The sequence below is a fragment of the Bradyrhizobium sp. 14AA genome, assembly GCF_054185205.1.
In genome coordinates, this window is record NZ_JAVAYM010000006.1 from 207,890 (window position 1) to 232,508 (window position 24,619).

The following is a 24,619-nucleotide window of genomic DNA, read 5'->3' on the forward strand; positions in this document are numbered from 1 at the left end:
TAGTGGATCGTCTTCAAAACAAGAGTTCGGGGAAGGTGCTGCCCATGCTTTATGCGATCCTTTGCTATCACGATGAAGACTTCGTCGGCTCCTGGAGCAAGGACCAGGACGAGGCCGTGATGAAGAAGCTCGCCGTGGTGCAGGAGAAGCTCACCCAGCAGGGCCGGCTCGGCCCGGTGGCGCGGCTGCTGCCGACGACCGCGGCGGCGACGCTGCGCAAGGAAGATCCGCCGCTGGTGCTCGACGGTCCCTATGCCGAGACCAAGGAGCAGCTGCTCGGCTTCTACATCGTCGACTGCAAGAATCTGGACGATGCGCTCGATGTCGCGCGCGATCTCGGCGCAGCCAATCCCGGCGGCGCCTATGAGGTGCGTCCCGTCGGCGTGTTCCGGCCCGGAGGAATTTCGGCGTGAGCGACACCGACACCGCCTGGATCGAGACCGCGCTGACCTCGGCGCGACCCCAGGCGGTCGGCGCGCTGTTGCGCTATTTCCGCGATCTCGATACAGCCGAGGAGGCATTTCAGAATGCCTGCCTGCGTGCGCTCAAGACCTGGCCGCAGAACGGGCCGCCGCGCGATCCCGCGGCCTGGCTGATCATGGTCGGCCGCAACGTCGCGATCGACGAGGTGCGCCGCACGCGCAAGCAGCAACCGCTGCCGGAGGACGACCAGGCGATCTCCGATCTCGACGACGCCGAGGGCGCGCTCGCCGAGCGGCTCGATGGCTCCCACTACCGCGACGATATCTTGCGGCTGATGTTCATCTGCTGCCACCCGCAGCTGCCGGCGACGCAGCAGATCGCGCTGGCGCTGCGCATCGTCTCCGGCCTCACGGTGAAGCAGATCGCGCGCGCCTTTCTGGTCTCTGACGCTGCGATGGAGCAGCGCATCACCCGCGCCAAGGCGAAAGTCGCGGAGGCGGGGACGCCGTTCGAGGCGCCGGGCGCGATCGAGCGCTCCGAGCGGCTCGCCGGCGTCGCCGCGATGATTTACCTGATCTTCAACGAGGGGTATTCGGCGAGCGGCGACACCGCCGAGATCAGGAAGCCGCTCTGCGAGGAGGCGATCCGGCTGGCGCGGCTGCTGCTGCGGCTGTTCCAGAGCGAGCCGGAGATCATGGGGCTCGCGGCGCTCCTGCTGTTGCAGCATGCGCGCAGCGCCGCGCGCTTTGCCGAAGACGGCTCGCTCATCCTGCTGGAAGACCAGGACCGCTCGCTGTGGAACGGCACCATGATCGCGGAAGGCCTCGCTTTGATCGACAAGGCGATGCGCCATCGCCGCAGCGGGCCCTATCAGATCCAGGCCGCCATCGCCGCGCTGCACGCGCGCGCTTCGGCGCCGGAGGAGACCGACTGGGCCCAGATCGACCTGCTCTATGGCGCGCTGGAACTGATGCAGCCCTCGCCGGTGGTGACGCTTAACCGGGCCGTCGCGGTCTCCAAGGTGCGTGGGCCGCAAGCCGCGCTCGAGCTGATCGAGCCGCTGGCGCCTAAACTCGCCAATTACTTCCATTTCTACGGTGTGCGCGGCGCCTTCCTGATGCAGCTTGGCCGCAACGACGAAGCCCGAATCGCCTTCGACCGCGCCATCGCGCTTGCCAACACGTCCGCGGAGGCCGCCCACATCCGCATGCACATCGATCGCCTGATCCGCGACAGCCAGCCGAAGCAGGGTGGCAACGGAGGCGCGAAGCAGAGTGCGAAGGCGAAGTAGGGCCATCTGTCATTCCGGGGCACCCGAAGGGTGAATTATGGTGCGCGATTGCGCACCTGAGAATCTCGAGATTCCCCGGTGCGCAATTGCGCACCTGAGGTCTGGTCCTTCGGACCATCCCGGAATGACGATCGAAAATTTCATTTCGTCAATTGTCGGCCCGGGCCCATCCCCTTCGTCTTAACTCCGTATCCAGGGAGTCATTCATGCTGAAAGCCATTGCCGTCATCGCCATCGTGCTTGCCGTTGGAATTGTGGGCGTCCTCGCCTTCGCCCTGACGAAACCCGACACCTTTCGCGTCGAGCGGAGCCTCGCGGTGAAGGCGCCGGCCGCAGCGATCTATCCACTCGTTTCCGATTTCCACTTCTGGACCGGCTGGTCGCCCTATGAGAACCGCGATCCCGCCATGAAGCGCACCTATGGCGGAGCCGCGGCAGGCAAGGGCGCGACCTACGCCTGGGACGGCAACAACAATGTCGGCGCCGGCCACATGGAGATCCTCGAGGCGAATGCGGCCTCAAAGCTCCGCATCAAGCTCGATTTCGAGCGGCCGTTCGAAGGCCACAACACCGCCGAATTCACCTTTGTGCCGCAAGGTGATGCCACACTGGTCACTTGGGCAATGCACGGTCCGGCCCCGTTCATGTCCAAGATCATGCAGGTGTTCATCAACATGGACAGCATGATCGGCAAGGATTTCGAAGCCGGTCTCGCCAGCCTGAAGAAGCTGACGGAGAAGTAGCGGTTCCGCTGCCCAAGGAAATGAAAAAGGAAATAAGACGGAAAGTGAAGAGGAGAGAAACGATGCTCAATCCCTATCTGTTCTATCAGGACACCTGCGAAGCGGCGTTCAACTATTACGCCAAGGTTCTCGGCGGCAAGATCGACACCATGATGCGCGTTTCCGACGCGCCGCCGGACATGCCGGGCGCACCGGGCCGCGAAAAGACCGTCATGCATGCGCGGATGTCGCTGCCCGGCGGCAGCGTGTTGATGGCCTCCGACGTGCCGGCCGAGCATTTCCACAAGCCGCAAGGATTTTCGATCTCGTTCACGGTCACGGACCCCGCGGACGGCGAGCGCAAGTTCAACGCGCTCGCAGACGGCGGCACCGTCACCATGCCCTTCAGCAAGACGTTCTGGGCCAAGGGCTTCGGCATGTGCGTCGACAAGTTCGGCATTCCCTGGATGGTGAACTGCCCGGCGGAAGGGACGTGACGGGCGCGACCGTCTGACGCACCGACTGGCGTTCCCTCTCCCCTTCGTTGCGGGAGAGGGATGCGCATGAGGCCATCACATCCTGCGCCGATCGGCCGTTTGCTCTCTCACCGGATCGATCCGGTCACGTCCTCAGCTGGCGGGGACGACTGAACGCAGCGCGGGCAGATCACGAGCTTCGCGCCGAGCTGTCTGTCATTCTCCGCTTCGATTTCGTCATGAACCGCCCACCATGCCTCGGAATACGGGCGCAAGGTGCCGAGCACTTTTTCCCGCTCCTGATTGCGCTCGCTCGCGGCAGGTGCCTGATTCGGCGCGGGGGGCTTTGTGACAGACAGACGGTTCGGCGACTTGCTCAGGGCTCTGTTCGGATCTTTGCCGAGTCCGTCCCATGCGATCGGACGGCGTTCCTGCGCAGGCGCGACCGCGCATCCGATGAGCGCTGCGCAAAAAGTGAGCAAGAAAAGGCAGTGTCGCATCATGCCGGACCCTTGGTGCGGTACGCGACACGCAAAAATCCACGCGGGAAGATTCGCATCGCGTCGGTCAAATGGAACTTAAGGGAAACGACATGGCCGGCTCGGCTGAATATGACTCCCGCTCTCGCATCACATTGCGAGAGCAGTGAGGCCGCTTCGTGAAAATGATGCGGACTGCATCGCACAACAATTGGCGCAAGATTAGGCTGTGAACTGCGCGTCAAAATCGCTAATCATTTATTCATAAATTCTACAAAATGGGGCGGGCGGACTTGGAAGGGGAGCGACCGATGGCGGCGGCGCTACAGATCAACTTTGCACTTTGGGGTATGCTCATCTGCGCGAGCATGGAAGTGGCGCAGATGATCCAGTGGGTCTTTTAGACCGACCAAGCGCGTGACCGGCGCATTTTGACCGGCGCGGTTGCTTGCTAGCTCACGAGCAGTGCGATGAGCGTAAAGCTGACGCTCGCGATCACGATCATCGAGACGATGTAGTAGCGCGGTCGCGCCATCCGTGAGTTCGGCGGTCTCCGCAGTCGCAGCGGTTCGCTCATGTTCCAGGCGGGCTTCGGCGGCGCGCGCGCCGCCTCCGTGCCCGAGCCGACGTACTTCACATAGAGCTCGAGCAGCCGCAGCTCGGACGGCAGGTCCATCAGGCCCTCGCGATCACGCCGCGACAGCACTTCGAATTCGACGGTTTCTTCGGAGCTCAGTCGGCCAAGGACGATTCGTCCCTGGTCCGACAGGCGGTAGCGAAAATCAATGGGCTGCATGGCATGCGAGTCGTTTGAAAATGACTGATCTCGAAAAAAGCGGAACCATCCTGGTCTGCGACCATTGCCGGGATTGTGACGACCCGCGGCCGTCGCGACCCCCGGAGCAGCCTCACTCTGCAGGCGACCATCATAGCCGGTCGAGAAAGGTCGGGAACCGCGTAAATTGGGCAGGCATTGCGAAGCGGTTGAGCGGATTCACGATCCGCAGAGCCGGAATGTCGCGAAACTGCCTATTCGTCGGACAGCGGGCGGATGGATCGCCGTCAGATGCTGCCGGCGGTCGAAACCTCACCGGCAGCGCGGATAGATCGCGGCGAGATCGCGCCCCTTCAGCAACAGCAGGCGCGAGCTGAGACCGCCGCGGCGGCTGATCCAGTCGCGCACCGGACCGGGATAAGCGGCAAGCACCGCGTCGGATGCCTCCGGCTCGGCATAGAAGCGTCCGCGCCGGTCCACCGAGCGCGCCGCATGGAAGCCGAGCACGGCGCGCTTGGTGACGCAGATGCGGTCGCCCGGCACGATGCTCAGCACCAGCGTGCAGGCGGACAGGCAGGGTCCGTCGATCACCACGCGATCGCCGGTCTCGCGCACCTTCTCGAACAGGTCGAGGAACGGCCCGACCTGTCCGCCGGGCGACTGGATGATGCGGATCTCGGCTCTCGCCGGTGTCGCTGCAAGCAACGCGGCCGCAAGCATCGTGATGGTGACGAAAGCGGTGCGTTGCATGGAGACTCCTACCCGTTCCGCCTTTGCCCGCGCAGCGTCGGCAGGCCGATACCCGCCGCATCGAACCCGCCATCAACGGCCAAAATTTGACCGGTGATGTAGCTCGATCGTTCCGAGCAGAGGAAGTAGATCGCCTCCGCGAGTTCCTCTTCGAGGCCGTAGCGGTTGAGCGGAATGGCGTCGTGATAGTCCGCGCGGATCTCCCTGGTGTGCACCTGCTTCGCCATCGCGGTGTCGACCGGCCCCGGCGCGACGGCATTGACACGGATGTTGAGCGAGGCGAGCTCGACCGCGAGCTGCTTGGTGAGGTGCGCGAGCCCCGCTTTGCTGGTGCCGTAGGCCGAGCGCAACGTCGAGGCGCGTACCGCCGAGATCGAGGTGATGTTGACGATGGCGCCGCCATCGCTGTCGCGCATCAATGGCACTGCGGCCTTGGTGCAGAGGAAAGGGCCGGTGAGGTTGACCTCGAGCACGCGGCGCCAGTCGGCATCCGACGTCTCCATCAGCGGCGCGAACACCGCAATGCCGGCATTGTTGATGAGCGCATCGAGCCGGCCGAACCGCCGCTCGACCGCCGTCATCGCGGCGCCGACCGCGATCGCGTCCGAGACGTCGCAGGTCAGCGCCAGCGTCATCTCGCCTTGGTCGATCTCCGCGACGGCGCGGCCAAGCAATTCGCCCTCGATGTCGAGCAGCGCCACGCGCCAGCCCTCGGCGAGAAACTTCCTGGCGGTCGCCAGCCCGATGCCGCGCGCGGCTCCGGTGACGAGGGCGACTTTTTGCGGGGCTTGCGGCATGGGCTGGTTTGTCCTTCTGGCGGAAACGAAAGCCGCAGGGGCGGCTCAGCGCCTTTTACTTCGCTTTCGTCCTGGCAAGAAGAGCGCTCGACAGCCTATCTCCGTCATCCCCGCGCAACCGCTTCGCGGGCGCGGGGATGACGGGGATAATGATGGAGCGAGAGCCTACGCCAGCTCCGCCGATGCGCGCTGCATGTTGGCCGACATGTCCGCCGTCACGATGGTCTGCTCCTCGACCGCGGCGGCGGTGGAGGCGATGAACTCGTTGACGCCGGCGATCGCGGCCTTGATCGCGGTCAGGGAGTTCGCGACGTCGCCGGAGATGGTGTTCAGCGCGCCGATTTCGGTCGTGATCGTATCGGTTGCCTGCTTGGCCTGGCCGGCGAGGTTCTTCACTTCGGAGGCGACCACGGCAAAGCCCCGGCCGGCTTCGCCCGCGCGGGCCGATTCGATCGTGGCGTTGAGCGCGAGCAGATTGATCTGGCTGGTGATGCCGGAGATCATCTCGACGATGCCGGTCATGGCCTGCGCGGCCGCGGTCAGTTTCTGGGCCTGGAGGTCGGCGGATTCGACCCTGGTCGTCGCGGCCTTGGACGTCTCGCGCGACTTCGCCATGGTCTCGGAAATCTCGCGGATCGAGGCGGTCATCTCTTCGCTGCCGGCGGCGACCGCCTCGATCAGCCCGCGCGCATTGTCGGCCTTCTTGCGCCCGATCGCCTGCGCGGTGATGTCGGTGGCGTATTTCACCACCTTGTACGGCTTGCCGTTGAGGTCGAAGATCGGGTTGTAGGACGCCTGGATCCAGATCTCGCGGCCGCCCTTGGCGATGCGCTTGTATTCGGCGGCCTGGTATTGGCCGCGATTGAGCGTCTCCCAGAACTCGCGGTAGGCGGCCGAATTCTTCTCGTTCGGCTCGACGAACATGGAGTGGTGCTGCCCCTTGATCTCGGCCAGCGAATAGCCCAACGCCTTCAAAAAGTTCTCGTTGGCGGTGCGGATCGTGCCGTCCATGTTGAACTCGATGACGGCCTGCGATTTCTGGATCGCGGCGAGCTGGCCGTCATTGTCGGCCGCCTTCATCTTCTGCGCGGTGACGTCGGTCGCGAATTTCACCACCTTGAACGGCTTGCCGGTCTCGTCGAGGATCGGGTTGTAGGTCGCCAGAATCCAGATTTCCTTGGCCCCCTTGCCGAGCCGCTTGTATTCGGCGGCCTCGAACTCGCCGCGGTTCAGCTTGGCCCAGAACGCGGCATAGGCCGCGCTCGCGCGGTCCTCCGATGTCACGAACATGCTGTGATGCTTGCCCTTGATCTCGTCGAGCGAATAACCCATCGCGCCGAGGAAATTCTCGTTGGCGGTGACGATGGTGCCGTCCATGTCGAACTCGATCACCGCCTGTGCGCGATTGATCGCGGCGATCTTGCCGGAATCCTCCATGGTCTTGATCTTGTACGCCGTGATGTCGGTGGCGAACTTGATGAATCTGACCACCTTGCCGCTCTTGTCGCGCAGCGGCGCGTAGGAGGCGTGGACCCAGACTTCCTTCCCGCCCTTGCCGAAACGCTTGTATTGCGTGGTCTGGAACTCGCCGCGGTTCAGGCTGGCCCAGAAATCGCGATAGCGGGCGCTCTCGCGCTCGGCCGGGCCGACGAAGATGCTGTGATGCCGGCCCTTGATCTCGGCGAGCGTGTAGCCGCTCATCTTGAGGAGGTTCTCGTTGGCGTCGAGGATGGTGCCGTCGAGACCGAACTCGATCACGGCCTGCGATCGATCGATGGCCTCGACCTCGGCCAATGCGTGCTGGATTTTGGCTTTGCTGCTGAAATTGAACACGTGATGCTCCGCGCGATGATCCGGCTGCGGATCGGCGAAATTGCCGACCGTCTCGCTCACTAAAAAGTTGCATGGCCGCGTTGAGCAACTGTAAACCGTTGCATAAACCTGCATTAGCTACGTATTTCCGCGTGTGATGGAGCATGTTGCTCTGCTCGCGCGCATTCCGGTCCCATATGCACGGCTGAGTTCATACGGACGCTGCATGCGCACCGTATCTATACGGGATCAGCAATCGGAATTTTTGCGCGCGACGCAAATCGACTCCGGCTGATGTCGGCGCAGCCGCGCCGGCACCGTCTTTCATCAGGATTTTCTTCTCTCGGAGACGATCGATGCCTGACGATAATAATGAGCGCGTGATCCGGAACCTGTTTGCCGCCTATCTCGCCAATGACCGCCAACGGGTGAGTGATGCGCTCGCCGACGATTTCCGCTTCACGAGCCCGTTCGACGACGAGCTCGACAAGGCGACCTATTTCGAGCGCTGCTGGACGGATACCGGCTGGATCGCGCGTCATGAGATCGAGCGGATCTTCGTCCGTGGCGAAGAAGCCTTCGTCACCTATTGCTGTCTGGCGACAGATGGCAGGAGCTTTCGTAACACCGAGTTCTTCACCCTGGCCGGGGGCAAGGTCTGCCGCATCGAGGTCTATTTCGGCGCAGCCCGGCAGGACGGTCGTTTCCTGCCGCAGCCGCGCTAGCGCCGCGCGATAACCTCCCGAATTATTTTTCTGGCGTTGTCGGTTCGGGAGGTTCCCGCTCGTCTTGCAGGTGAGGGCGGGCGGCTCTGGCGCCTGCCCGATGGTGAAAGCAAGGACCCGCCATGCGATTCATGATGCTGATGATCCCGCTCGGCTACGAGACCGCGCCGCCGGACGTTCAACTCGACCCCGAACGCGTCGCGGCCATGATGCGCTACAACGAGGCGCTGAAGGATGCCGGCGTGCTGATCACGCTCGACGGCCTGCATCCGCCGTCGATGGGCGCGCGCGTCTCGTTGCGGCCGGCGAGCCGCTTGTGACCGACGGCCCCTTCGCCGAGGCCAAGGAAGTCCTTGGCGGGTACTGGATGATCGAGGTTGCCTCGCGCGCCGAGGCGATCGCCTGGGCCAAGCGGTGCCCGGCCTCGCCGAACGAGATCATCGAGATTCGCCAGGTGCAGGAGATGAGCGACTTTCCGCCTGACGTGCAGGCGGCCGCCGCCGGCTTCAGCGACCTGAAGACGTAGCAGAAAGGACCCGCGGAAAATTTCGCGGCTTCGACCATCCATCAACAAGGAGAGAACCGATGAGCACCGATACCTATCTCGCCGTTTTCCTCGGCAGCAAGACCAGCCCGAAATGGGCCGCGTGGAACGCGATGTCCGAGACTGAGCGCAAGGCGAAGGAGCAGGAGGGCATGGCGGCCTGGAAGGGCTGGGTCGAGAAGCATCAAGGCGCGATCCAGGCCATGGGCGGCCCGCTCGGCAAGACCAAGAAGGTCGATGGCAAAGGCGTCGCCGATATCGCCAACGAGATGGGCGCCTTCACCGTGGTCCGCGCCGCGTCCCATGAAGCGGCGGCCAAAATGTTCGAGAACCACCCGCACTTCGCGATCTTCCCCGGCGAACGCGTCGAGATCATGCCGGTCTTGCCGATCCCCGGCGGTTAGACCTTCGGACGTCGTCCGGGACCTGCGGGAAATACGGGTTAATCAAATCCTGCCCGCGCTAGTGACCTTCACGGCCGGCTCATGTAAAGGTCGTTCACATGAGCTGGCGCAAGGAGCAGCGCCGCGCCGAGCGCGGCTATCACCACGGCAATCTGAAGGAAGCCTTGTTGCAGGCCGCTCTCGGGCTGATCGCCGAGAAGGGCGCGGCCGGCTTCACCTTCGCCGATGCCGCGCGCATGGCCGGCGTCAGTGCTGCGGCGCCTTACCGGCATTTCCGCGACCGCGACGAGCTGTTGTCCTCGATCGCCCAGCGCGGCTTCGAGCAGTTCGAGCAGCGCCTGACCGCGGCCTGGGATGACGGGCGGCCCGATACGGTCACCGCCTTCGAGCGTGTCGGCAAGGCCTATCTCGCCTTCGCGCGGGAAGAGCCCGCCTTCTACAACGCGATGTTCGAGTCGGGCGTCCCGGTCGATGCCAATCCGGCGCTCCAGGCCGCGAGCGAACGTGCCTTCAACATCATTCGCGCAGCCGCCGAGCGGCTTGCGGCGCTCGCACCTCCGGGCACGCCGCGGCCGCCGGCGATGATGATGGCGCTGCACATCTGGTCGATGGCGCATGGCGTGGCCTCGCTGTTCTCCCGCGGCGACGCCGCGCGACGCAAATTGCCGATGTCGCCGGACGAGCTGTTAGAGGCCGAGGTGCTGATCTATCTGCGCGGTCTCGGCTTCCCGACCGACCGCCGTCCGCCTGCGAAAAGCGCCGAGCCGCCGCCGGTGCCACCGGAGGTCCCCTCCGGTTCTGGCGTGCCCCCCGGTGGTCCCTGGGGCAAGCCGAAATAAAGTTGCGCAAATAATTCCGAGACCCTGTCAGGCCGCCAGCTTGACAAAATCGCCGGATGGTCTAGCTATGTAAATGTTATTTACATTCACAACGGCGCTGATGCCGTGATGGAGATGGGAAATGGCCTACACCGCTGATGTCAATCGCTGGCGCGGCCCCTCGGACCAACAGCAACAGTACGAGCGCCCCCACATGCTCGATACGCCATGGCATCCCGGCTGGATCGCCGTGACCATCCTCGGCTTCATCATCTGGTGGCCGATCGGACTTGCCCTTCTCTTTTTCACACTCGGGAGCAGAAGAATGTCGTGCTGGAGCAATCAGGATCGCTGGCAGAGCAAGATGGAGCGGATGCAGTACAAGATGGACCGCATGCGCGGCCGCATGGAGCGCCGCGGTTTCGGCTTCGGCTTCGGCCCGCCCTCGAGCGGCAACCGCGCCTTCGACGAGTACCGCACCGAGACACTGCAACGGCTCGAGGAAGAGCAGGTCGAGTTCAAGAACTTCCTCGACCGTCTGCGTCACGCCAAGGACAAGGAAGAGTTCGACCAGTTCATGGCCCAGCACAAGACGCGCCCGACCCCGCCGCCGACCGACCAGCCGCAAGGTTGATCTGAAGGCTGATCTAAGGTTCGCACATCTCAAAGCCTTCAGGCGCATGCCCCCAAAGTCCTGATGGCCCCGAAGCCGCCCGCCTGCGTAACCCGCAGGTGGGCGGTTTGGTTTTGGCGGGCTCTTGTTTTCGCCACACGCCTCAATCCTCGTCATGCCCGGGCAGAAGCGCGTCTTCGCGCTTCTGCCCGGCCATGACGGGGGCTTCCAGAACCGGCGCGCGGTTCACCGACACTAAGGCGTATGGACCTCTACACCCGCCTGCTGCTTGGCCTGACCGCGTTTGCGGTGTTGGGCTATGTCGGCCTCGTCTATGGCAGCTGCGCAGCCGATCCCGATTGCCATTTTCGTCCCTGTCCCGGTGGGCGCGCCTTTTGCGGCGTGGTCCATGCTCATGGGCAGGTGCCATAGAACCCGATTCCCGCGAGCCTCGACTAAGCCCTGAGCGCGCGTTTTCCGCGTGCATCGACGGGCAAGGCCATGACGAACGCCGAACGCAAGCAGATCAACCAGGACACTGCGCTGCTTGAGCGCGCGTCGACGCTGTTCGATCGGTTTGGGGATTATGTTCCGCTGACGATCGCGTTCCTCAATCATTGGCCGACCGAGATCAAGTTCTACCCCGAATTCGTGGTCGGCAATGCCTGGAAGGTCTTTCTCAGCTTCGGCCTCTATCAACTCGCCGCGTTCGCGCTCAGGCGAGCGGTCAAGTTTGCCAAGTCGGACCTCGCCCCATGATCCTGCTCCGCGATTTCGCGCTTTATGTCCTGCCGGTCCTCGTCGCAGGTGGCGGCTGGCTGTATGCGCTCAACCTGCGCAAGCGGGCGCGGTCAGGCCGCGTCCCCGAGAGGCGTTACGTCCCGCCGGCATCACTGGCGCCTTGATCCGGACCGCCTATATTCGCAAGCGCAGGCGGAGGGGCGACAATGGCGGAAGCTGCGATCATGGCGAGCGACAGCCTCTGGCGGAGGCTTCGCAGCGAGGCGGAGAGCGCCGCTGCCGCCGACCCCGTGTTCGGCAAGGCGCTCGCCGGCGCCATTCTCGCTCATGACGATTTTGCCGCGGCCCTTGCCGATCTGATCGGCCAGCGGCTTGGCAGCGGTGCCACTGAACCCGCGCGCTTCACGTCCTTTGCCCGCGATGCCTTTCGCAGCCAGCCGGATCTGATCGAGACCGCCAGCCGCGACTTGCAGGCCATCGCACTCCGCGATCCCGCCATCGCCGAGCTGCTGCCGCCCTTGCTGCATTACAAGGGCTATGTCGCACTGCAGGCCTGGCGCGTCTCGCACTGGCTCTGGCATTGCGGTCAGATTGATGCGGCGTTGCTGTTCCAGAACGAAGCCTCGAACACCTTGCAGGTCAGCATTCATCCGGCGGCCAGCATCGGCTCGTCCGTCTATCTCGACCACGCCACGGGCATCGTGATCGGCGCCAATGTGGTGATCGGCGACGACGTCACCATCCTCCAGAACGTCAGCATCGGCCGTCATAGCGATCTGCCGACGCGCTCACCGCGCATCGGCCGCGGCGTCTATATCGGCGGCGGCGCGACCATTCTCGGCGACATCAGCATCGGTGATTTCGCAAAGATCGGCGCCGATACGCTTCTGACATCGGACGTTCCCGCGGGCTGCACCGCGGTCGGCAATCCCGCGCGGTTGATCAACTGCCCCGAGCCCGCCTCCGCGGCTTGAAGCGTCATCACTCCATCAGGCTGCGCGGCGGTGGCTCTCGCCGCCATGATGCGGCGTGACCGGCTCCGAGCTGGTCTGGTCCGGCGCGTCCAGCACCGCGACGTGATGACGGTAGACCATCTCCCAGCCCTTCCATCCCGTGAACAGCAGGATGCCGACCACGATCAGGGACAGCACCACGCCCCATGGTTTGATCGCAGCCTCCGCGCCCTGCGCGTAGCGCAGACAGAAATTGATCAGGGCCAGCACGACCGCCGCCAGATTGCCGACCATGTGGTACCAGGCATCGTTGAGCCGGCGAATGCGGGGCTCATTGAGGAAGTCGGTAAAGCCGGCCGCGGCGGCCACGAGCGCCATGACGATGCCGGCGCCGATCAGCCAGATCGCGGCCCTGGCCCAGAAACCGTCGCCGGTGCCGATGAAGGCCAGATCGGCGATGGGGGCGCCGACCAGGAACGCCACGGGGAACGGGATGATCATGGGGTGGAGCGGATGATCGCCGAGGGCGGCGGTCGTCTTGGGGTTGATGCTCATGGCAAAGCCTCGCCGAAAGTGATTTTCGGGACAATTTTTGGGGCGAGGGGAGGTTCCTCCGGTCGCACGGCGGAACTCTCGTGCCCTGGATGCAGCGCGGCGTCCCTTTGACGATACTGCTGAGCCGGTGCCCATCTCGCCGCAGGTCGCGCAGTGCTCCCGTAAGGTGGGCAAGGCGACTTGTCCGCCATAGCTCGAAGAGCGACGGCGGAAGCGTGCCAACCGCGACCGCATCTACAGAAGCGGTGGGCACGGCGCTTCGCGCCTTTGCCCACCCTGCGAGGCCTCTCAATACCCGTCCGCCAGCCCGCTATTGCGGCGCGGATCGTTCGCACCGTAGTAACGATTGTTGCCGACCTGTTTGCCGTCAAGCGACGGCGCGCCGACGATGATGACCGCGAGATGGTTCGCAGGTTGCGGCGGCCCGAATTTGTGGCCCATGCCCTCCAGAATCTTGCGCGTGTCCGGCGACAGCGCGTAGTTCTCGACATTGGTCAGGTCAGGCAGCCACTGCTGGTGGATGCGCGGCATGTCGACGGCTTCCTGCGCGTTCATGCCGTAGTCGATGGCGTTGATCATGGTTTGCAGCACGGCCGTGATGATGCGGCTGCCGCCGGGCGTGCCCACCACCATCACCGGCTTGCCGTCCTTGCTGACGATGGTCGGGCTCATCGAGGAGAGCGGCCGCTTGCCGGGCGCGATGGCGTTGGCCTCACCCTGCACCAGCCCATACAGGTTCGGAACGCCAACCTTGGCGGTGAAGTCATCCATTTCATCATTGAGCAGCACGCCGGTCTTTGCCGCCGTCACCTTGGCGCCGAACCAGTCGTTCAGCGTGTAGGTGACGGACACCGCGTTGCCGTCCTTGTCCGCGATTGAATAATGCGTGGTGTTGCTGCCCTCGTGCGGCGCGACGCCCGGCTTGACGTCCTTGGAGACGCCGGCCTTGTTCGGGTCGATCACGGCGCGGATCTTGGCCGCGTAGGCCTTGTCGAGCAGGCGGTCGAGCGGATTCTTCACGAAGTCGGGATCGCCGAGATAGCTGTTGCGGTCCACGTAAGCGTGCCGCATCGCTTCGATCTGCACGTGCATGGCAGCTGCGGAGTGATAGCCCAGCTCCTTGAGCGGATAGCCTTCCAGGATATTCAGGATTTCGCAGATGATGACGCCGCCCGAACTCGGCGGCGGCGCGGAAACCACGTGATAGCCGCGATAGTCGCATTCGACAGGTGCGAGCTCGCGCGTCTTGTAGCCGTCGAGGTCGTCCTGGGTCAGCAGGCCTTTGCCGGCCTGGCTGGATGCCACGATGGCGCTGCCGACCCAACCCTTGTAGAAGCCGTCGGTGCCCTTGCTGCTGATCTCGCGCAGGGTTTTCGCCAGCTCGGATTGCACCAGCCGGTCGCCCACGCCGAATGGCTGGCCGTTGTTGAGGAAGATGGCGCTGGATGCCGGGTCGTCCTTGAAATCGTCGGTTGCCGTGCGCAGCAGGTCGATGTCGCCCTGGTCGAGCGCAAATCCCTGTTCGGCGAGCTGGATCGCGGGAGCGAGCAGGTCGGCGCGCTTCATGGTGCCGTATTTTTCGCGCGCATATTCCATACCCGAGACGGACCCCGGCACGCCCACGGCCAGATGCCCCTTGGTCGAGATGCCCTTGATGACGTTGCCGTCCTTGTCGAGATACATATTGGCCGTCGCTCCCTTGGGAGCCGTCTCGCGGAAATCGAGGAAGCTCTTGCGGCCGTCGGCGAGCTGAATCGTCATGAAGCCGCCACCGCCGAGATTGCCGGCCGCCGGATAGACGACGGCAAGGGCATAACCTACGGCCACAGCAGCATCGACGGCATTGCCGCCGCGCTTGAGCACCTCAACGCCCACCTGTGTCGCCAGATGCTGCGCGGACACCACCATACCGTTTTCCGCGGCGACCGGCGCAACCGATGCCGCGCGCGCGGGGCTGAATGTGACGAGGCAGATCGATACGACCGCGGCGGTCATCCACCGCACATTTGTTTGTGGTTTCGGCATGGGGAGTTCCTCAGGCTGGCCGGTGATGTCGGCACGTTGTTGTCCGCGAACGGACCCTATCAGCTCGCGCCCACCGACGGAGCATTAGGACGTGGTGACGCGCGATGTTGGCCAAGGCGCACACTGCGCTCCCTCCCCCTTGCGGGAGAGGGCGGGGGAGAGGGGGGCCCAGGAAACGGTGCGTCCGTCGTCGCGCTTTGAGACGCCTTATGGAGAGAACCCCCGTGTGGCACCCCTCTCCCTAACCCTCCCCCGCAAGGGGGGAGGGAACCGTCCTTGCTCAGAGCTGGCAGTTTCCGCCTCCAGCAACGCCGCGCAGTTGCCATCCCCCTGCACGGACTACCGTTCCCGCAGCCAAATTCGCTGCCGGTAACCCCGCATTAACCATCGGCGGGCTCTGGTAAGTGCGGACAGGCGTGCCCGGAGCCCGAAGTCAAGGCCTGGGGTCTAGGCCCCTTAGTTTTGACATCTTGGCAGGGAATGCAGGCGGCCGGCTTTGGACGAGCCCTGCACCCCAGATAGACAAGGCTTTGAGCGGGCTTGCCGGCCGCGCGGTTTGCGCGGCGGTTGGGGAACCGGCGGTCATTTGCTGGCCGGGAGATGAGGTTTAGAGATCGCCTTGAGAGGATACTGCTTATGAATCCGGCCGACGTGGCTCAGTCAGCCCTCCCGGTTGCCGCTTCCGCGGACGTGTCGCTGATCGCGCTGTTCTGGCAGGCTCACTGGATCGTGAAAGCGGTGATGCTGGGACTGCTGTCCTGCTCGGTCTGGGTCTGGGCGATCGCCATCGACAAGATCTTCCTGTTCGCCCGCACCCGCCGCTCCATGGACCGTTTCGAGCAGGCGTTCTGGTCCGGCGAGTCGATCGAGGAGCTCTATCGCACGCTTTCGGCCAAGCCGACGCATTCCATGGCGGCCTGCTTCGTCGCGGCGATGCGCGAGTGGAAGCGCTCGTTCGAGAGCCACGCCCGCTCGGTCGCGGGCCTCCAGATGCGCATCGACAAGGTCATGAACGTCTCGATCGCCCGCGAGGTCGAGCGGCTGGAACGCCGCCTTCTGGTGCTCGCCACCGTCGGTTCCGCCGGCCCCTTCGTCGGCCTGTTCGGCACGGTCTGGGGCATCATGTCGAGCTTCCAGTCGATCGCGGCGTCGAAAAATACCTCCCTGGCGGTGGTGGCCCCCGGCATCGCGGAGGCGCTGTTTGCGACCGCGGTCGGCCTTATCGCTGCCATTCCTGCCACTATTTTCTACAATAAGTTCACCTCCGAGGTGAACCGGCAGGCCCAGCGGCTCGAGGGCTTCGCCGATGAATTTTCAGCCATTCTGTCCCGCCAGATCGACGAGCGGGGCTGACGGACGGCATGTATAGTGTGAAGGGCAATTTGGGCACGCGATCATGGCCATGAACGTTGCGAGTTCGTCCGGAGGCGGCGGGCGCCGTGGCCGGCGCAAACCCGTCGTGGCCGAGATCAACGTCACGCCGATGGTGGACGTGATGCTGGTGCTGCTCATCATTTTCATGGTGTCGGCGCCGATGCTGACGGTCGGCGTGCCGCTCGACCTGCCGCAGACCCAGGCCAAGAGCCTCGAAAACAACGACCAGAAGCCGATCCAGATGTCGGTCGACATCAAGGGCAAGGTGTTCATCAACGACGCCGAGATCGCGATCAACGAGCTGGTGCCGAAGCTGAAGGCGATCACGGACGCCCGCGGCGGGCTCGAGGAGCGCATCTATCTGCGCGCCGACAAGAAGGCGGATTACGGCACGGTGGCCAAGGTGATGGGCCTGCTGTCCGGCGCCGGATTCAAGAAGCTCGCCCTCGTCACGGAAGCGGATCAGGGGTCCTAAACCGGTGAAGGTGAACGTCGACAAGACACTCGTTGCGTCGATTGCCCTCCATGTCCTCGTGCTGGGGTGGGGCCTCGTCACCTTTAGCAGCAAGGCCTTCGTCGCGGAGGAGTCGCTTCCGGTCGACATCATCTCCAGCGATCAGCTCGCGCAGATGATGTCGGGGCAGAAGACCGGCGACAAGAAAGAGCCGAAGCCCAAGGTCGAGAAGATCGCGGAGGCCAAGCCCGAGGAAGACGCGGTCGGCAAGGTCACCGAGAAGAAAGAGCTGATCAAGACCAACTCGACGCCCGAGCCGCCGCCAAAGCCCGTCGAAAAACCGGTCGAGAAGAAGCCCGAGCCGCCCAAGCCCGTCGCCGAGGCGAAGCCGAAGGAAGAGCCGAAGCCGCAGGAAAAGAAGCCTGATCCGGCCAAGGAAGATCCGATCGCCGAGCTCCAGAAGAAGTTGGACACCAAGAAGCCGCCGCCGAAGCCCGTGGAGCAGAAGGTCGCCGCAGTGCAGCCACAGCAGCAGCCGAAACCCAAGGAGCGCAGCTTCGATCCCGCGCAGATCCAGCGCGACCTCGACAAGCGCGCAGCAACCCGGCACGAGCAGACCGGCTCGGCGCTGAATGCGTCGGCCTCGCTGGGAGCGGCGACCGGGACTGCCGCAAACAACGTTGCGACCTGGCGCGGTGCGTTCCAGGGCGCCGTCAAGCGCTGCTTCACGCCCACCTATAACGGGCAGGACGCAGACCAGTACGAAGCCGACATCGACATTCCCATGAAGATCGACGGATCCCTCGCATCCGAGCCCATCGTCGTCGCGGTGAGGGGGCCGTCGCGCTCGATCGCCCAGGCGGTGGCCGAGAGCGCCAAGCGCGCCATCGTGCAGTGCCAGGTCTATTCGTTCATGCCGAAGCCGCAGTACGAGAGCTGGAAGCTCATTCCGATGACTTTCGGCCTGAAAGATATGTTGTGACATCCGAACAAAAGAATTTTGCAATGAATGACGTCCGATCGATGAACCGCCGCCGCTTCATGACCCTGACCGGATCGACGCTCGCGATGCTCGGCAGCGGGCGTGCTTTTGGCCAGGCCCAGCAGGGGCGCCTTCGCATCGATCCAACCGAATTCCAGCCGATCCCGATCGCGATCACCGGTTTCGTGCCGGGCTCGCCATCCGACGGCGACGTCGGCAACGGTGTCACGCAGGTCATCACCAACAATCTCAAGCGCTCGGGTCTGTTCGCGCCGATCGACCAGGCCGCGTTCATCGAGCGCATCAGCAACATCGATGTCGCGCCGCAATTCCAGAACTGGAAGACCCTCAATGCGCAGGCCCTCGTCACCGGCCGCATGACGCGGCAGCCGGACGGAAGGCTCAAGGCCGAATTCCGCCTGTGGGACGTCGTCTCCGGACAGCAGCTCGCCGGACAGCAATATTTCACCTCGCCGGAATATTGGCGCCGCATCGCCCACATCATCTCCGACCAGATCTACGAGCGGATGACCGGTGAGAAGGGCTATTTCGACAGCCGCGTCGTGTTCGTCGACGAGAGCGGGCCGAAGGAGCGCCGCGTCAAGCGGCTCGCGATGATGGACCAGGACGGCGCCAATGTGCGCTATCTGACCCGCGGCTCCGACCTCGTGCTGACGCCACGCTTCTCGCCGAGCTCGCAAGAGATCACCTACATGGAGTTCGGCCAGGGCGATCCGAAGGTCTATCTCTTCAACATCGAGACCGGCCAGCGCGAGATCGTCGGCAACTTCCCCGGCATGACCTTTGCGCCGCGCTTCTCGCCGGACGGCCAGCGCGTCATCATGAGCCTGCAGCAGGGCGGCAACTCCAACCTGTTCGCGATGGACCTGCGCTCGCGCTCGACCACGCGCCTCACCGACACGCCGGCGATCGACACCTCGCCGTCCTATTCGCCCGACGGCACCCGCATCTGCTTCGAATCCGATCGCGGCGGCCGGTCGCAGATCTACGTGATGGCCGCGAGCGGGGGAGCGGCGCAGCGCATCTCCTTCTCCAAGGACGACACCAACGCCAGCTATTCGACGCCGGTGTGGTCGCCGAAGGGCGACTACATCGCGTTTACGAGGCAGGGCGGCGGGCAGTTCTCGATCGGCGTCATGAAGCCGGACGGCAGCGGCGAGCGGCTGCTCACCTCCGGCTTCCACAATGAAGGTCCGACCTTCTCGCCGAACGGCCGCGTGCTGATGTTCTTCCGCGATCCCGGCGGCAGTGGCGGACCGTCGCTGTACAGCGTCGACATCTCCGGCCGCAACGAGCTCAAGGTGCCGACGCCGGGCTTCGCCTCCGACCCGGCATGGTCGCCGCTATTGTCCTCGACTGCGGGCCAATAAATCGCGCGTTCAGAGCTGCGATGTTTCCGAAAAAAAGCGCCGATTTTTTCGGGTTCGCTGCGCAAAGCAAGCTTTCCTTCACCTTGTGCCCGGCAAGCCTTGCCTAGTTGCTTGATATTTCAGCGGAAATGGGTTCGCTATTGCCGAAAAACAACCCGACTTTAACGATGTTCCCTCAGAAAGGCTTCATCAGGGCTGGGTAAAAGTACGCGATAAACAGGACGCGTAATTAGCCAATGCAGCTGGCCGACCAGAAGCAGAGTGATCGAGACGAGCTGGAGCCGATACTCTACGCCGCTCTCATCAATTCTATGGTGCAGAATTTCTGGGCGATCTTCCTCGGCTCGGCCTCCGCAGCCGTGGCCGCGGTCATGACTGCGCTGAAGACCGGCGACGTCCTGCTTTGGCCCATCGCGTTTCTGATCATCGCCGTCGGCACCGCGCGCGCGTTTCAGATGCGGCCCTACGAAAGCAGGGTGCCGGGTCTGACGTTCAAGGAGGCCAAGCATCTGGAGCCACGCTACTGGCTCGGTGCGCTGGTCTATGCCGCCATCATCGGCCTGTGGTGCTTCGTCGTCATCTTCAACAATGACGACGCGGTCGCGAACATGCTCTGCGTTTCCGTCACGGTCGGCTACACCGCCGGCGGCGCCGCCCGCAATTACGGCCAGCCGAGGGTGGTGCAGTGGCACGTCGCGCTCGCCTGCGGTCCGATGTCGCTCGCTCTGCTGCTGCACGGCGGCTTCTACTATATCGGGCTCGCCATCCTGCTTGGACTGTTCTTCATCGCCCTGAAGAACATCAACCTCAGCCTGCACGCGATCTTCGTCAAGGCGCTGACCTCGAGCTTCCGCGAATCCGCGCTGGCGAGCCAGTTCGACACGGCGCTCAACAACATGCCGCATGGCCTGTGCATGTTCCGCTCCGACGGGCGCCTCGCGGTGATGAACCATCGCTTCGGCGACCTGATGGCGCTGCCCGACGACCTGGTCAAACGCGGCGCTTCCGCCGCCGACATCGTATCGGCCTGCATCGCCGCGGGCTCCATCTCGGCGGAGAGCGGCGACGAGATCCTGTCCGAGATCGCGAAGGCGAGAATCTGCGAGATCGTCACCGCCGATCCGGACCCCGTGCGCGCCCGCGCGCTGGCCTGGACGTTCCAGCCGATGACCGGCGGCGGCACGGTGCTGCTGCTGGAAGACATCACCGAACGCACCAACGCGGAAGCCCGCATCAGCCATCTTGCCCGTTACGACGAGCTCACGGCGCTGCCCAACCGCGTCAGCTTCCGCGACGAGATCGAACGGCTGCTCGCGATCTCGCAGAATTCGGAGCGCCTCTCCGCGCTGCTGTTCATCGACCTCGACCAGTTCAAGCAGGTCAACGACACGCTCGGCCATCCCTGCGGCGACCAGCTGCTGTGCGCGGTCGCCAACCGCCTGCGCGAGATGCTGCGGCCCGAGGATTTCGTCGCCCGCTTCGGCGGCGACGAGTTCGTCGTGTTCCAGCAGAACCTCAACGCGCCCGAAGACGCCGCGAGCCTTGCCCGCCGCATCGTCGAGCGGCTGAGCGAGCGCTACCGCATCGACAATCATCTGGTCGAGATCGGCGCCAGCGTCGGCATCGCGCTGACTTCGCCGGACGGCACCAGCGCCGATACGCTGCTCAAGAACGCCGACATGGCGCTGTACCGTGCCAAGGCCGACGGCCGCGGCACCTTCTGCTTCTTCCGCGACGAGATGGCGGCGACCGTCGAGGCCCGCCGCATTCTCGAGCTCGACCTGCGCAAGGCGCTGGCCAACGAGGAGTTCGAGCTGTTCTACCAGCCGCTGGTCAACCTGAAGTCGGGCAAGATCACCACCTGCGAGGCGCTGCTGCGCTGGAACCATCCGGTGCGCGGCACGGTCTCGCCGGTCGACATCATCCCGGTTGCCGAAGACATGGGCCTGATCGTCGATCTCGGCCGCTGGATCCTGCGCCGCGCCTGCATGGAGTGCATGAAGTGGCCGGACGGCGTCAGCGTCGCCGTCAACTTCTCGCCGCAGCAATTCCACCAGCGCGACGTCCTCAGCGAAATCCGCTATGCGCTGGAGGTCTCGGGCCTGCCGGCGCATCGGCTCGAGATCGAGATCACCGAGTCCTCGCTGCTGCGTAACACCCAGCTCACCCACGACATCCTGTCGCAACTGCATGCGCTCGGCGTGCGCATCTCGCTCGACGATTTCGGCACCGGCTATTCGAGCCTCAGCTACCTCCATAATTTCCCGATGCAGAAGGTGAAGATCGACCGCTCCTTCCTCGAGGGCATCGACACCGATCGGCCGCTGACGCTGCTGCGTGGCGTGGCGCGACTGTCCGCCGACCTCGGCATGGCGGTCGTGGTCGAGGGCATCGAGACCAACGAGCAGCTCGAGCTGATCAGCGCCGACGGCACCGTCTCCGAGGCGCAAGGCTATCTGTTCAGCCGTCCGGTGCCCGCCGTGCGGATGCGCCAGCTCCTCAACGCCTCGCACGGACGGCGCGGCGAGAGCCTGCTCCAGGTCGTCGCCTCGCGCTCCTTCGGCTGAGTCCGCATCCCCGAATTTCCCGTTGTTTCAGTCGGTTGCAGGGCACCGTAGTGCTACGGTAGGTTAACCCTAACCCTTCGATTGCTTTGCTTCGTTGTTAAGAAGCTGTTAATAATTCATCACGCGTGGAAGTTGTCCTGCGCGCATATCGTGAGCGGTGGTGGGTAAGGGAGTTTGGATGCAGTCCTCAGCCAGAGCGATCATTTCGGCTGTTGGACGGGGTGCCGAGCTCCTGACCGACGTCGACTATCATCTTGCCGAAACGGCCGCGGAGAAGGAGGAGATCTACAACCTCCGCTACCGCGCCTATCTGCGCGAGGGCGCCGTCAAGGAATCTCCGGAGGCACGCGTCACCGACCGGTATGACGAATTGCCGAATGCGTGGACCTTCGGCGTCTATCTCCACGGCGAGCTCTGCAGCTCGGTGCGCATCAGCGTGCTGACCTCCGAATGGCGCGAGTCGACGTCGGCCGATGTCTTCCCCGAAATCCTGCTGCCGCGGCTCGATCGCGGCGAGGTCATGATCGACCCGACCCGCTTCGTCGCCGATCCCGACCAGGTCAAGCGGGTTCCGGAATTGCCGTATCTGACGACGCGCCTCGCCTACATGGCCTGCGAGCATTTCAATGCCGATCTCGGCCTGGCGATCGTGCGTCCGGAGCACCAGGCGTTCTACCGGCGGGTGTTCCTGCACCAGACCATCGCCGAGCCTCGCCTGGTTCCGGGGCTGACCAAGCCGTTCGGGCTGATGGCGGCGGACTTCCCGACCTTCCGCAAGAAGGTGTTCGAGCGCTATCCGATCATGCGGTCCACCGCCTTCGAGCGGCGGATGCTGTTCGGGCGCGGCGGCCAGCGCGAGGTCCCGCAGCGGCCCGTTACGCAGCGGCCGGTGCTCGTGGCGGATGCCGTTCACGCCTGATTCCTGCACGCCTGATTCCTGAACCGGGCCGTTGCGCGGCCTCAGCGGGCGCGCGCTCGCCTCACATCGCCCCCGGGCCCAAAATTCCAGCAGGATCCAGCGTATTTGCCGGCCGGCGCGGCTTGCCTTCACCCTCGCGCCACATTTACAACCCATTAACCATGACGGTTGCTTTTCGCTGGTTGGGGGCATTTGACCGGCTGTAGCAAGGTTCCGTCAAGGTTGACGGAACGTTCGCTTAACCAACCCCCTGTAGACCGGACAGCAGTGGACTAACGTGAGCGTGGAGGCTCCGGAATGAAACATCCTATGCGTATCCTCCAGGGATTGAAGCTGGCCGCGGTGCTTGCCGTCGCGCTGTCGATGGGCGCCTGCGCCAACAAGAATGCTGCGACGGATGCGATGGCCAACGCGGCAACGCCTGGCAGCCAGCAGGACTTCGTCGTCAACGTGGGCGACCGCGTGTTCTTCGAAAGCGACCAGACCGATCTGACCCCGCAGGCGATCGTGACCCTGGAGAAGCAGGCGCAGTGGCTCCAGAGCTATCCGCGCTACTCGTTCACGGTCGAAGGTCATGCCGACGAGCGCGGCACCCGCGAATACAACATCGCGCTCGGCGCTCGCAGAGCCCAGTCGGTGCGCTCGTTCCTCGCCTCGCGCGGCATCGATCCGAACCGCATGCGCACCATCTCCTACGGCAAGGAGCGCCCGGTGGCCGTCTGTAACGACATCTCGTGCTGGTCGCAGAACCGCCGCGCCGTCACCGTGCTGAACGCGAGCTCCTGACGCGGTCAGGCGCCGTTCATCTTCAGAATCCGATTATGCCGGCGCCCCCTTCGGGCGCCGGTTTCGTTTCAGCAATCCGTGACTGAAAACCCCTTGGTAGCAGTCACCGTTTTGGCGTACTCCCTTCCTCATTGTGTGCCCGCGGCGAATGGTCCGCCGCGCGCCACGTCGCTTTTGTCGTCAGGGCAAGATGTCATCGAAATTCAAGGCAATTACCGGCACCGTGGCGATCGCCGCGCTGCTGTCTTTGTGCTCGCCTGCCTTCGCGCAGCAGTCGGACGATGATCCGGAAATGCGGATCGAGCGGCTGGAGAACCAGCTGCGCCAGCTCACCGGCCAGAACGAGGAGCTGCAATACCGCAACCGCCAGCTCGAAGAGCGCCTCCGCGCGCTCGAGGGCGGCGCGCAAGGAGCGCCAGGGCAGGGGCAGCCCAACGTCGCGGCGATGCCGCCGGCCCAGGCCGCGCCGGCCTACCGCCAGCAGCAGCCGCAACAGCAGCAGGTCCAGCCGAATTACGAGCAGCCGCAGATCGCCTCTCCCGCGCCGATCGTTCAGGAGCAGCCGGCAGCGGGCGCGCCCGGCTCGCGCCGTCGTGGCGATGCGTTTGACCCGAACCAGAATCCGAATGCGCCGGGATCGCCGCGCGCGCTCGGTGGCGGCCAGCAGCCGATGCCGGCAGGTGCGGGCAATGCGCCCGGCGGCCGCGCAGCCGGCGAGCCGCTCGATCTCGCCAACACCAGCCCTCGCTATCAGCCGCAGGCCGCGCCCCCGGCGGCGCAGCCCGGCTATCCGCCGGCCCAGCAGGGCTACCCGGCGCCATCAGGCGGCACCGGCCTGACCACGCTGCCGCCCTCGGCGACGCCGCGCGACGAGTTCGACCTCGGCATCGGCTACATGCAGCGCAAGGACTACGCGCTGGCCGAGCAGACCATGAAGAACTTTGCGCAGAAATATCCGAGCGACCCGCTGCTCGGCGACGCCCAATACTGGCTCGGCGAGAGCTATTTCCAGCGCCAGCAATACCGCGACTCCGCGGAAGCCTTCCTCGCCGTCACCACCAAATACGACAAGTCGGCCAAGGCGCCGGATGCGCTGCTGCGGCTCGGCCAGTCGCTGGCCGCGCTGAAGGAGAAGGAGGCCGCCTGCGCCGCCTTCGGCGAGATCGGCCGCAAATATCCGCGCGCCTCCGCCGGCGTCAAAGCCGCCGTCGACCGCGAGCAGAAGCGGGTGAAGTGCTGATCC

27 protein-coding genes and 1 pseudogene are annotated in these 24,619 nt (G+C 64.4%); 21 read left to right on the top strand and 7 right to left on the bottom strand.

The genetic code is table 11. The features are described 5' to 3' along the window. Positions 1-44: 44 nt before the first annotated feature. The 4 genes from RAD15_RS14185 (at position 45) to RAD15_RS14200 (ending at position 2,933) form a co-directional block, all read left to right on the top strand. On the top strand, positions 45-413 hold the full coding sequence (locus RAD15_RS14185) for a YciI family protein (protein WP_092293391.1): 369 nt from the start codon (positions 45-47) through the stop codon (positions 411-413). Then, positions 410-1,714 carry an RNA polymerase sigma factor gene (locus RAD15_RS14190; protein ID WP_458178374.1) on the top strand — a complete coding sequence of 435 codons (1,305 nt, stop codon included), beginning with the start codon at positions 410-412 and terminating at the stop codon, positions 1,712-1,714. Before RAD15_RS14185 ends, RAD15_RS14190 begins: the two co-directional genes overlap by 4 nt. 206 nt (positions 1,715-1,920) lie before the next feature. Next, positions 1,921-2,457: an SRPBCC family protein gene (locus RAD15_RS14195; protein ID WP_458178376.1), complete on the top strand. Its 537-nt coding sequence runs from the start codon at positions 1,921-1,923 to the stop codon at positions 2,455-2,457. Positions 2,458-2,519: 62 nt separating this feature from the next. After that, entirely contained in the window at positions 2,520-2,933 is a 414-nt protein-coding gene (locus tag RAD15_RS14200; protein WP_458178378.1) for a VOC family protein, read from the top strand. A 107-nt stretch (positions 2,934-3,040) separates the two neighbouring features. Here RAD15_RS14200 and RAD15_RS14205 read toward each other — a convergent pair whose 3' ends face one another. From RAD15_RS14205 to RAD15_RS14225, 5 genes are all read right to left on the bottom strand, one after another. Next, on the bottom strand, positions 3,041-3,415 hold the full coding sequence (locus RAD15_RS14205) for a hypothetical protein (RefSeq protein ID WP_458178380.1): 375 nt from the start codon (positions 3,413-3,415) through the stop codon (positions 3,041-3,043). 427 nt (positions 3,416-3,842) lie between these two features. Further along, positions 3,843-4,187, bottom strand: coding sequence for a hypothetical protein (locus RAD15_RS14210; RefSeq protein ID WP_458178382.1), 345 nt, complete (start codon positions 4,185-4,187; stop codon positions 3,843-3,845). Positions 4,188-4,478: 291 nt separating this feature from the next. Continuing rightward, positions 4,479-4,916, bottom strand: coding sequence for a hypothetical protein (locus RAD15_RS14215; RefSeq protein ID WP_458178384.1), 438 nt, complete (start codon positions 4,914-4,916; stop codon positions 4,479-4,481). Between the two features lie 8 nt (positions 4,917-4,924). Then, positions 4,925-5,713 carry an SDR family NAD(P)-dependent oxidoreductase gene (locus RAD15_RS14220; RefSeq protein WP_458178386.1) on the bottom strand — a complete coding sequence of 263 codons (789 nt, stop codon included), beginning with the start codon at positions 5,711-5,713 and terminating at the stop codon, positions 4,925-4,927. Positions 5,714-5,878: 165 nt separating this feature from the next. Continuing rightward, positions 5,879-7,546, bottom strand: coding sequence for a methyl-accepting chemotaxis protein (locus RAD15_RS14225; protein ID WP_458178581.1), 1,668 nt, complete (start codon positions 7,544-7,546; stop codon positions 5,879-5,881). A gap of 335 nt (positions 7,547-7,881) precedes the next feature. Between RAD15_RS14225 and RAD15_RS14230 the strand changes: the two genes are divergently transcribed. The 9 genes and pseudogenes from RAD15_RS14230 to RAD15_RS14270 all read left to right on the top strand — a co-directional run bounded on the left by RAD15_RS14230 (position 7,882) and on the right by RAD15_RS14270 (position 12,344). After that, positions 7,882-8,250, top strand: coding sequence for a nuclear transport factor 2 family protein (locus RAD15_RS14230; RefSeq protein ID WP_458178388.1), 369 nt, complete (start codon positions 7,882-7,884; stop codon positions 8,248-8,250). 122 nt (positions 8,251-8,372) lie between these two features. Continuing rightward, positions 8,373-8,776: pseudogene (locus tag RAD15_RS14235) on the top strand (YciI family protein). A gap of 59 nt (positions 8,777-8,835) precedes the next feature. After that, positions 8,836-9,198 carry a hypothetical protein gene (locus tag RAD15_RS14240; RefSeq protein WP_458178390.1) on the top strand — a complete coding sequence of 121 codons (363 nt, stop codon included), beginning with the start codon at positions 8,836-8,838 and terminating at the stop codon, positions 9,196-9,198. 98 nt (positions 9,199-9,296) lie between these two features. Further along, positions 9,297-10,037 carry a TetR/AcrR family transcriptional regulator gene (locus tag RAD15_RS14245; RefSeq protein ID WP_458178392.1) on the top strand — a complete coding sequence of 247 codons (741 nt, stop codon included), beginning with the start codon at positions 9,297-9,299 and terminating at the stop codon, positions 10,035-10,037. Positions 10,038-10,158: 121 nt separating this feature from the next. After that, entirely contained in the window at positions 10,159-10,650 is a 492-nt protein-coding gene (locus RAD15_RS14250; RefSeq protein ID WP_458178394.1) for a DUF2852 domain-containing protein, read from the top strand. A gap of 243 nt (positions 10,651-10,893) precedes the next feature. Next, entirely contained in the window at positions 10,894-11,061 is a 168-nt protein-coding gene (locus RAD15_RS14255) for a hypothetical protein (protein ID WP_458178396.1), read from the top strand. Positions 11,062-11,130: 69 nt separating this feature from the next. After that, entirely contained in the window at positions 11,131-11,388 is a 258-nt protein-coding gene (locus RAD15_RS14260) for a hypothetical protein (RefSeq protein WP_458178398.1), read from the top strand. After that, complete coding sequence (locus RAD15_RS14265; RefSeq protein ID WP_458178400.1) at positions 11,385-11,534, top strand: hypothetical protein; 150 nt, start codon at positions 11,385-11,387, stop codon at positions 11,532-11,534. Before RAD15_RS14260 ends, RAD15_RS14265 begins: the two co-directional genes overlap by 4 nt. 42 nt (positions 11,535-11,576) lie before the next feature. Beyond that, positions 11,577-12,344, top strand: a complete 768-nt coding sequence (locus RAD15_RS14270; protein ID WP_458178402.1) for a serine O-acetyltransferase — start codon at positions 11,577-11,579, stop codon at positions 12,342-12,344. Positions 12,345-12,359: 15 nt separating this feature from the next. On the opposite strand, the gene RAD15_RS14275 is transcribed toward RAD15_RS14270, so the two are convergent. Together RAD15_RS14275 and ggt are read right to left on the bottom strand one after the other, a co-directional pair. After that, on the bottom strand, positions 12,360-12,878 hold the full coding sequence (locus RAD15_RS14275) for a DUF2231 domain-containing protein (protein ID WP_458178404.1): 519 nt from the start codon (positions 12,876-12,878) through the stop codon (positions 12,360-12,362). A gap of 288 nt (positions 12,879-13,166) precedes the next feature. Continuing rightward, positions 13,167-14,903: a gamma-glutamyltransferase gene (ggt, locus tag RAD15_RS14280; protein ID WP_458178406.1), complete on the bottom strand. Its 1,737-nt coding sequence runs from the start codon at positions 14,901-14,903 to the stop codon at positions 13,167-13,169. Between the two features lie 636 nt (positions 14,904-15,539). Between ggt and tolQ the strand changes: the two genes are divergently transcribed. From tolQ to ybgF, 8 genes are all read left to right on the top strand, one after another. Further along, on the top strand, positions 15,540-16,256 hold the full coding sequence (tolQ, locus tag RAD15_RS14285) for a protein TolQ (RefSeq protein ID WP_018641591.1): 717 nt from the start codon (positions 15,540-15,542) through the stop codon (positions 16,254-16,256). Between the two features lie 43 nt (positions 16,257-16,299). Continuing rightward, on the top strand, positions 16,300-16,752 hold the full coding sequence (gene tolR / locus RAD15_RS14290; protein WP_254116152.1) for a protein TolR: 453 nt from the start codon (positions 16,300-16,302) through the stop codon (positions 16,750-16,752). 4 nt (positions 16,753-16,756) lie between these two features. Then, positions 16,757-17,713, top strand: a complete 957-nt coding sequence (locus RAD15_RS14295; RefSeq protein ID WP_458178408.1) for a protein TolA — start codon at positions 16,757-16,759, stop codon at positions 17,711-17,713. Positions 17,714-17,754: 41 nt separating this feature from the next. Continuing rightward, positions 17,755-19,104: a Tol-Pal system beta propeller repeat protein TolB gene (tolB, locus tag RAD15_RS14300; RefSeq protein ID WP_458178583.1), complete on the top strand. Its 1,350-nt coding sequence runs from the start codon at positions 17,755-17,757 to the stop codon at positions 19,102-19,104. A 236-nt stretch (positions 19,105-19,340) separates the two neighbouring features. Next, positions 19,341-21,671, top strand: a complete 2,331-nt coding sequence (locus RAD15_RS14305) for a putative bifunctional diguanylate cyclase/phosphodiesterase (RefSeq protein WP_458178410.1) — start codon at positions 19,341-19,343, stop codon at positions 21,669-21,671. Between the two features lie 178 nt (positions 21,672-21,849). Next, positions 21,850-22,590 carry an N-acyl amino acid synthase FeeM domain-containing protein gene (locus RAD15_RS14310; protein WP_458178412.1) on the top strand — a complete coding sequence of 247 codons (741 nt, stop codon included), beginning with the start codon at positions 21,850-21,852 and terminating at the stop codon, positions 22,588-22,590. A gap of 297 nt (positions 22,591-22,887) precedes the next feature. Further along, entirely contained in the window at positions 22,888-23,376 is a 489-nt protein-coding gene (pal, locus tag RAD15_RS14315; RefSeq protein ID WP_007596304.1) for a peptidoglycan-associated lipoprotein Pal, read from the top strand. A gap of 190 nt (positions 23,377-23,566) precedes the next feature. Continuing rightward, on the top strand, positions 23,567-24,616 hold the full coding sequence (ybgF, locus tag RAD15_RS14320; RefSeq protein WP_458178414.1) for a tol-pal system protein YbgF: 1,050 nt from the start codon (positions 23,567-23,569) through the stop codon (positions 24,614-24,616). Positions 24,617-24,619 lie beyond the last annotated feature (3 nt).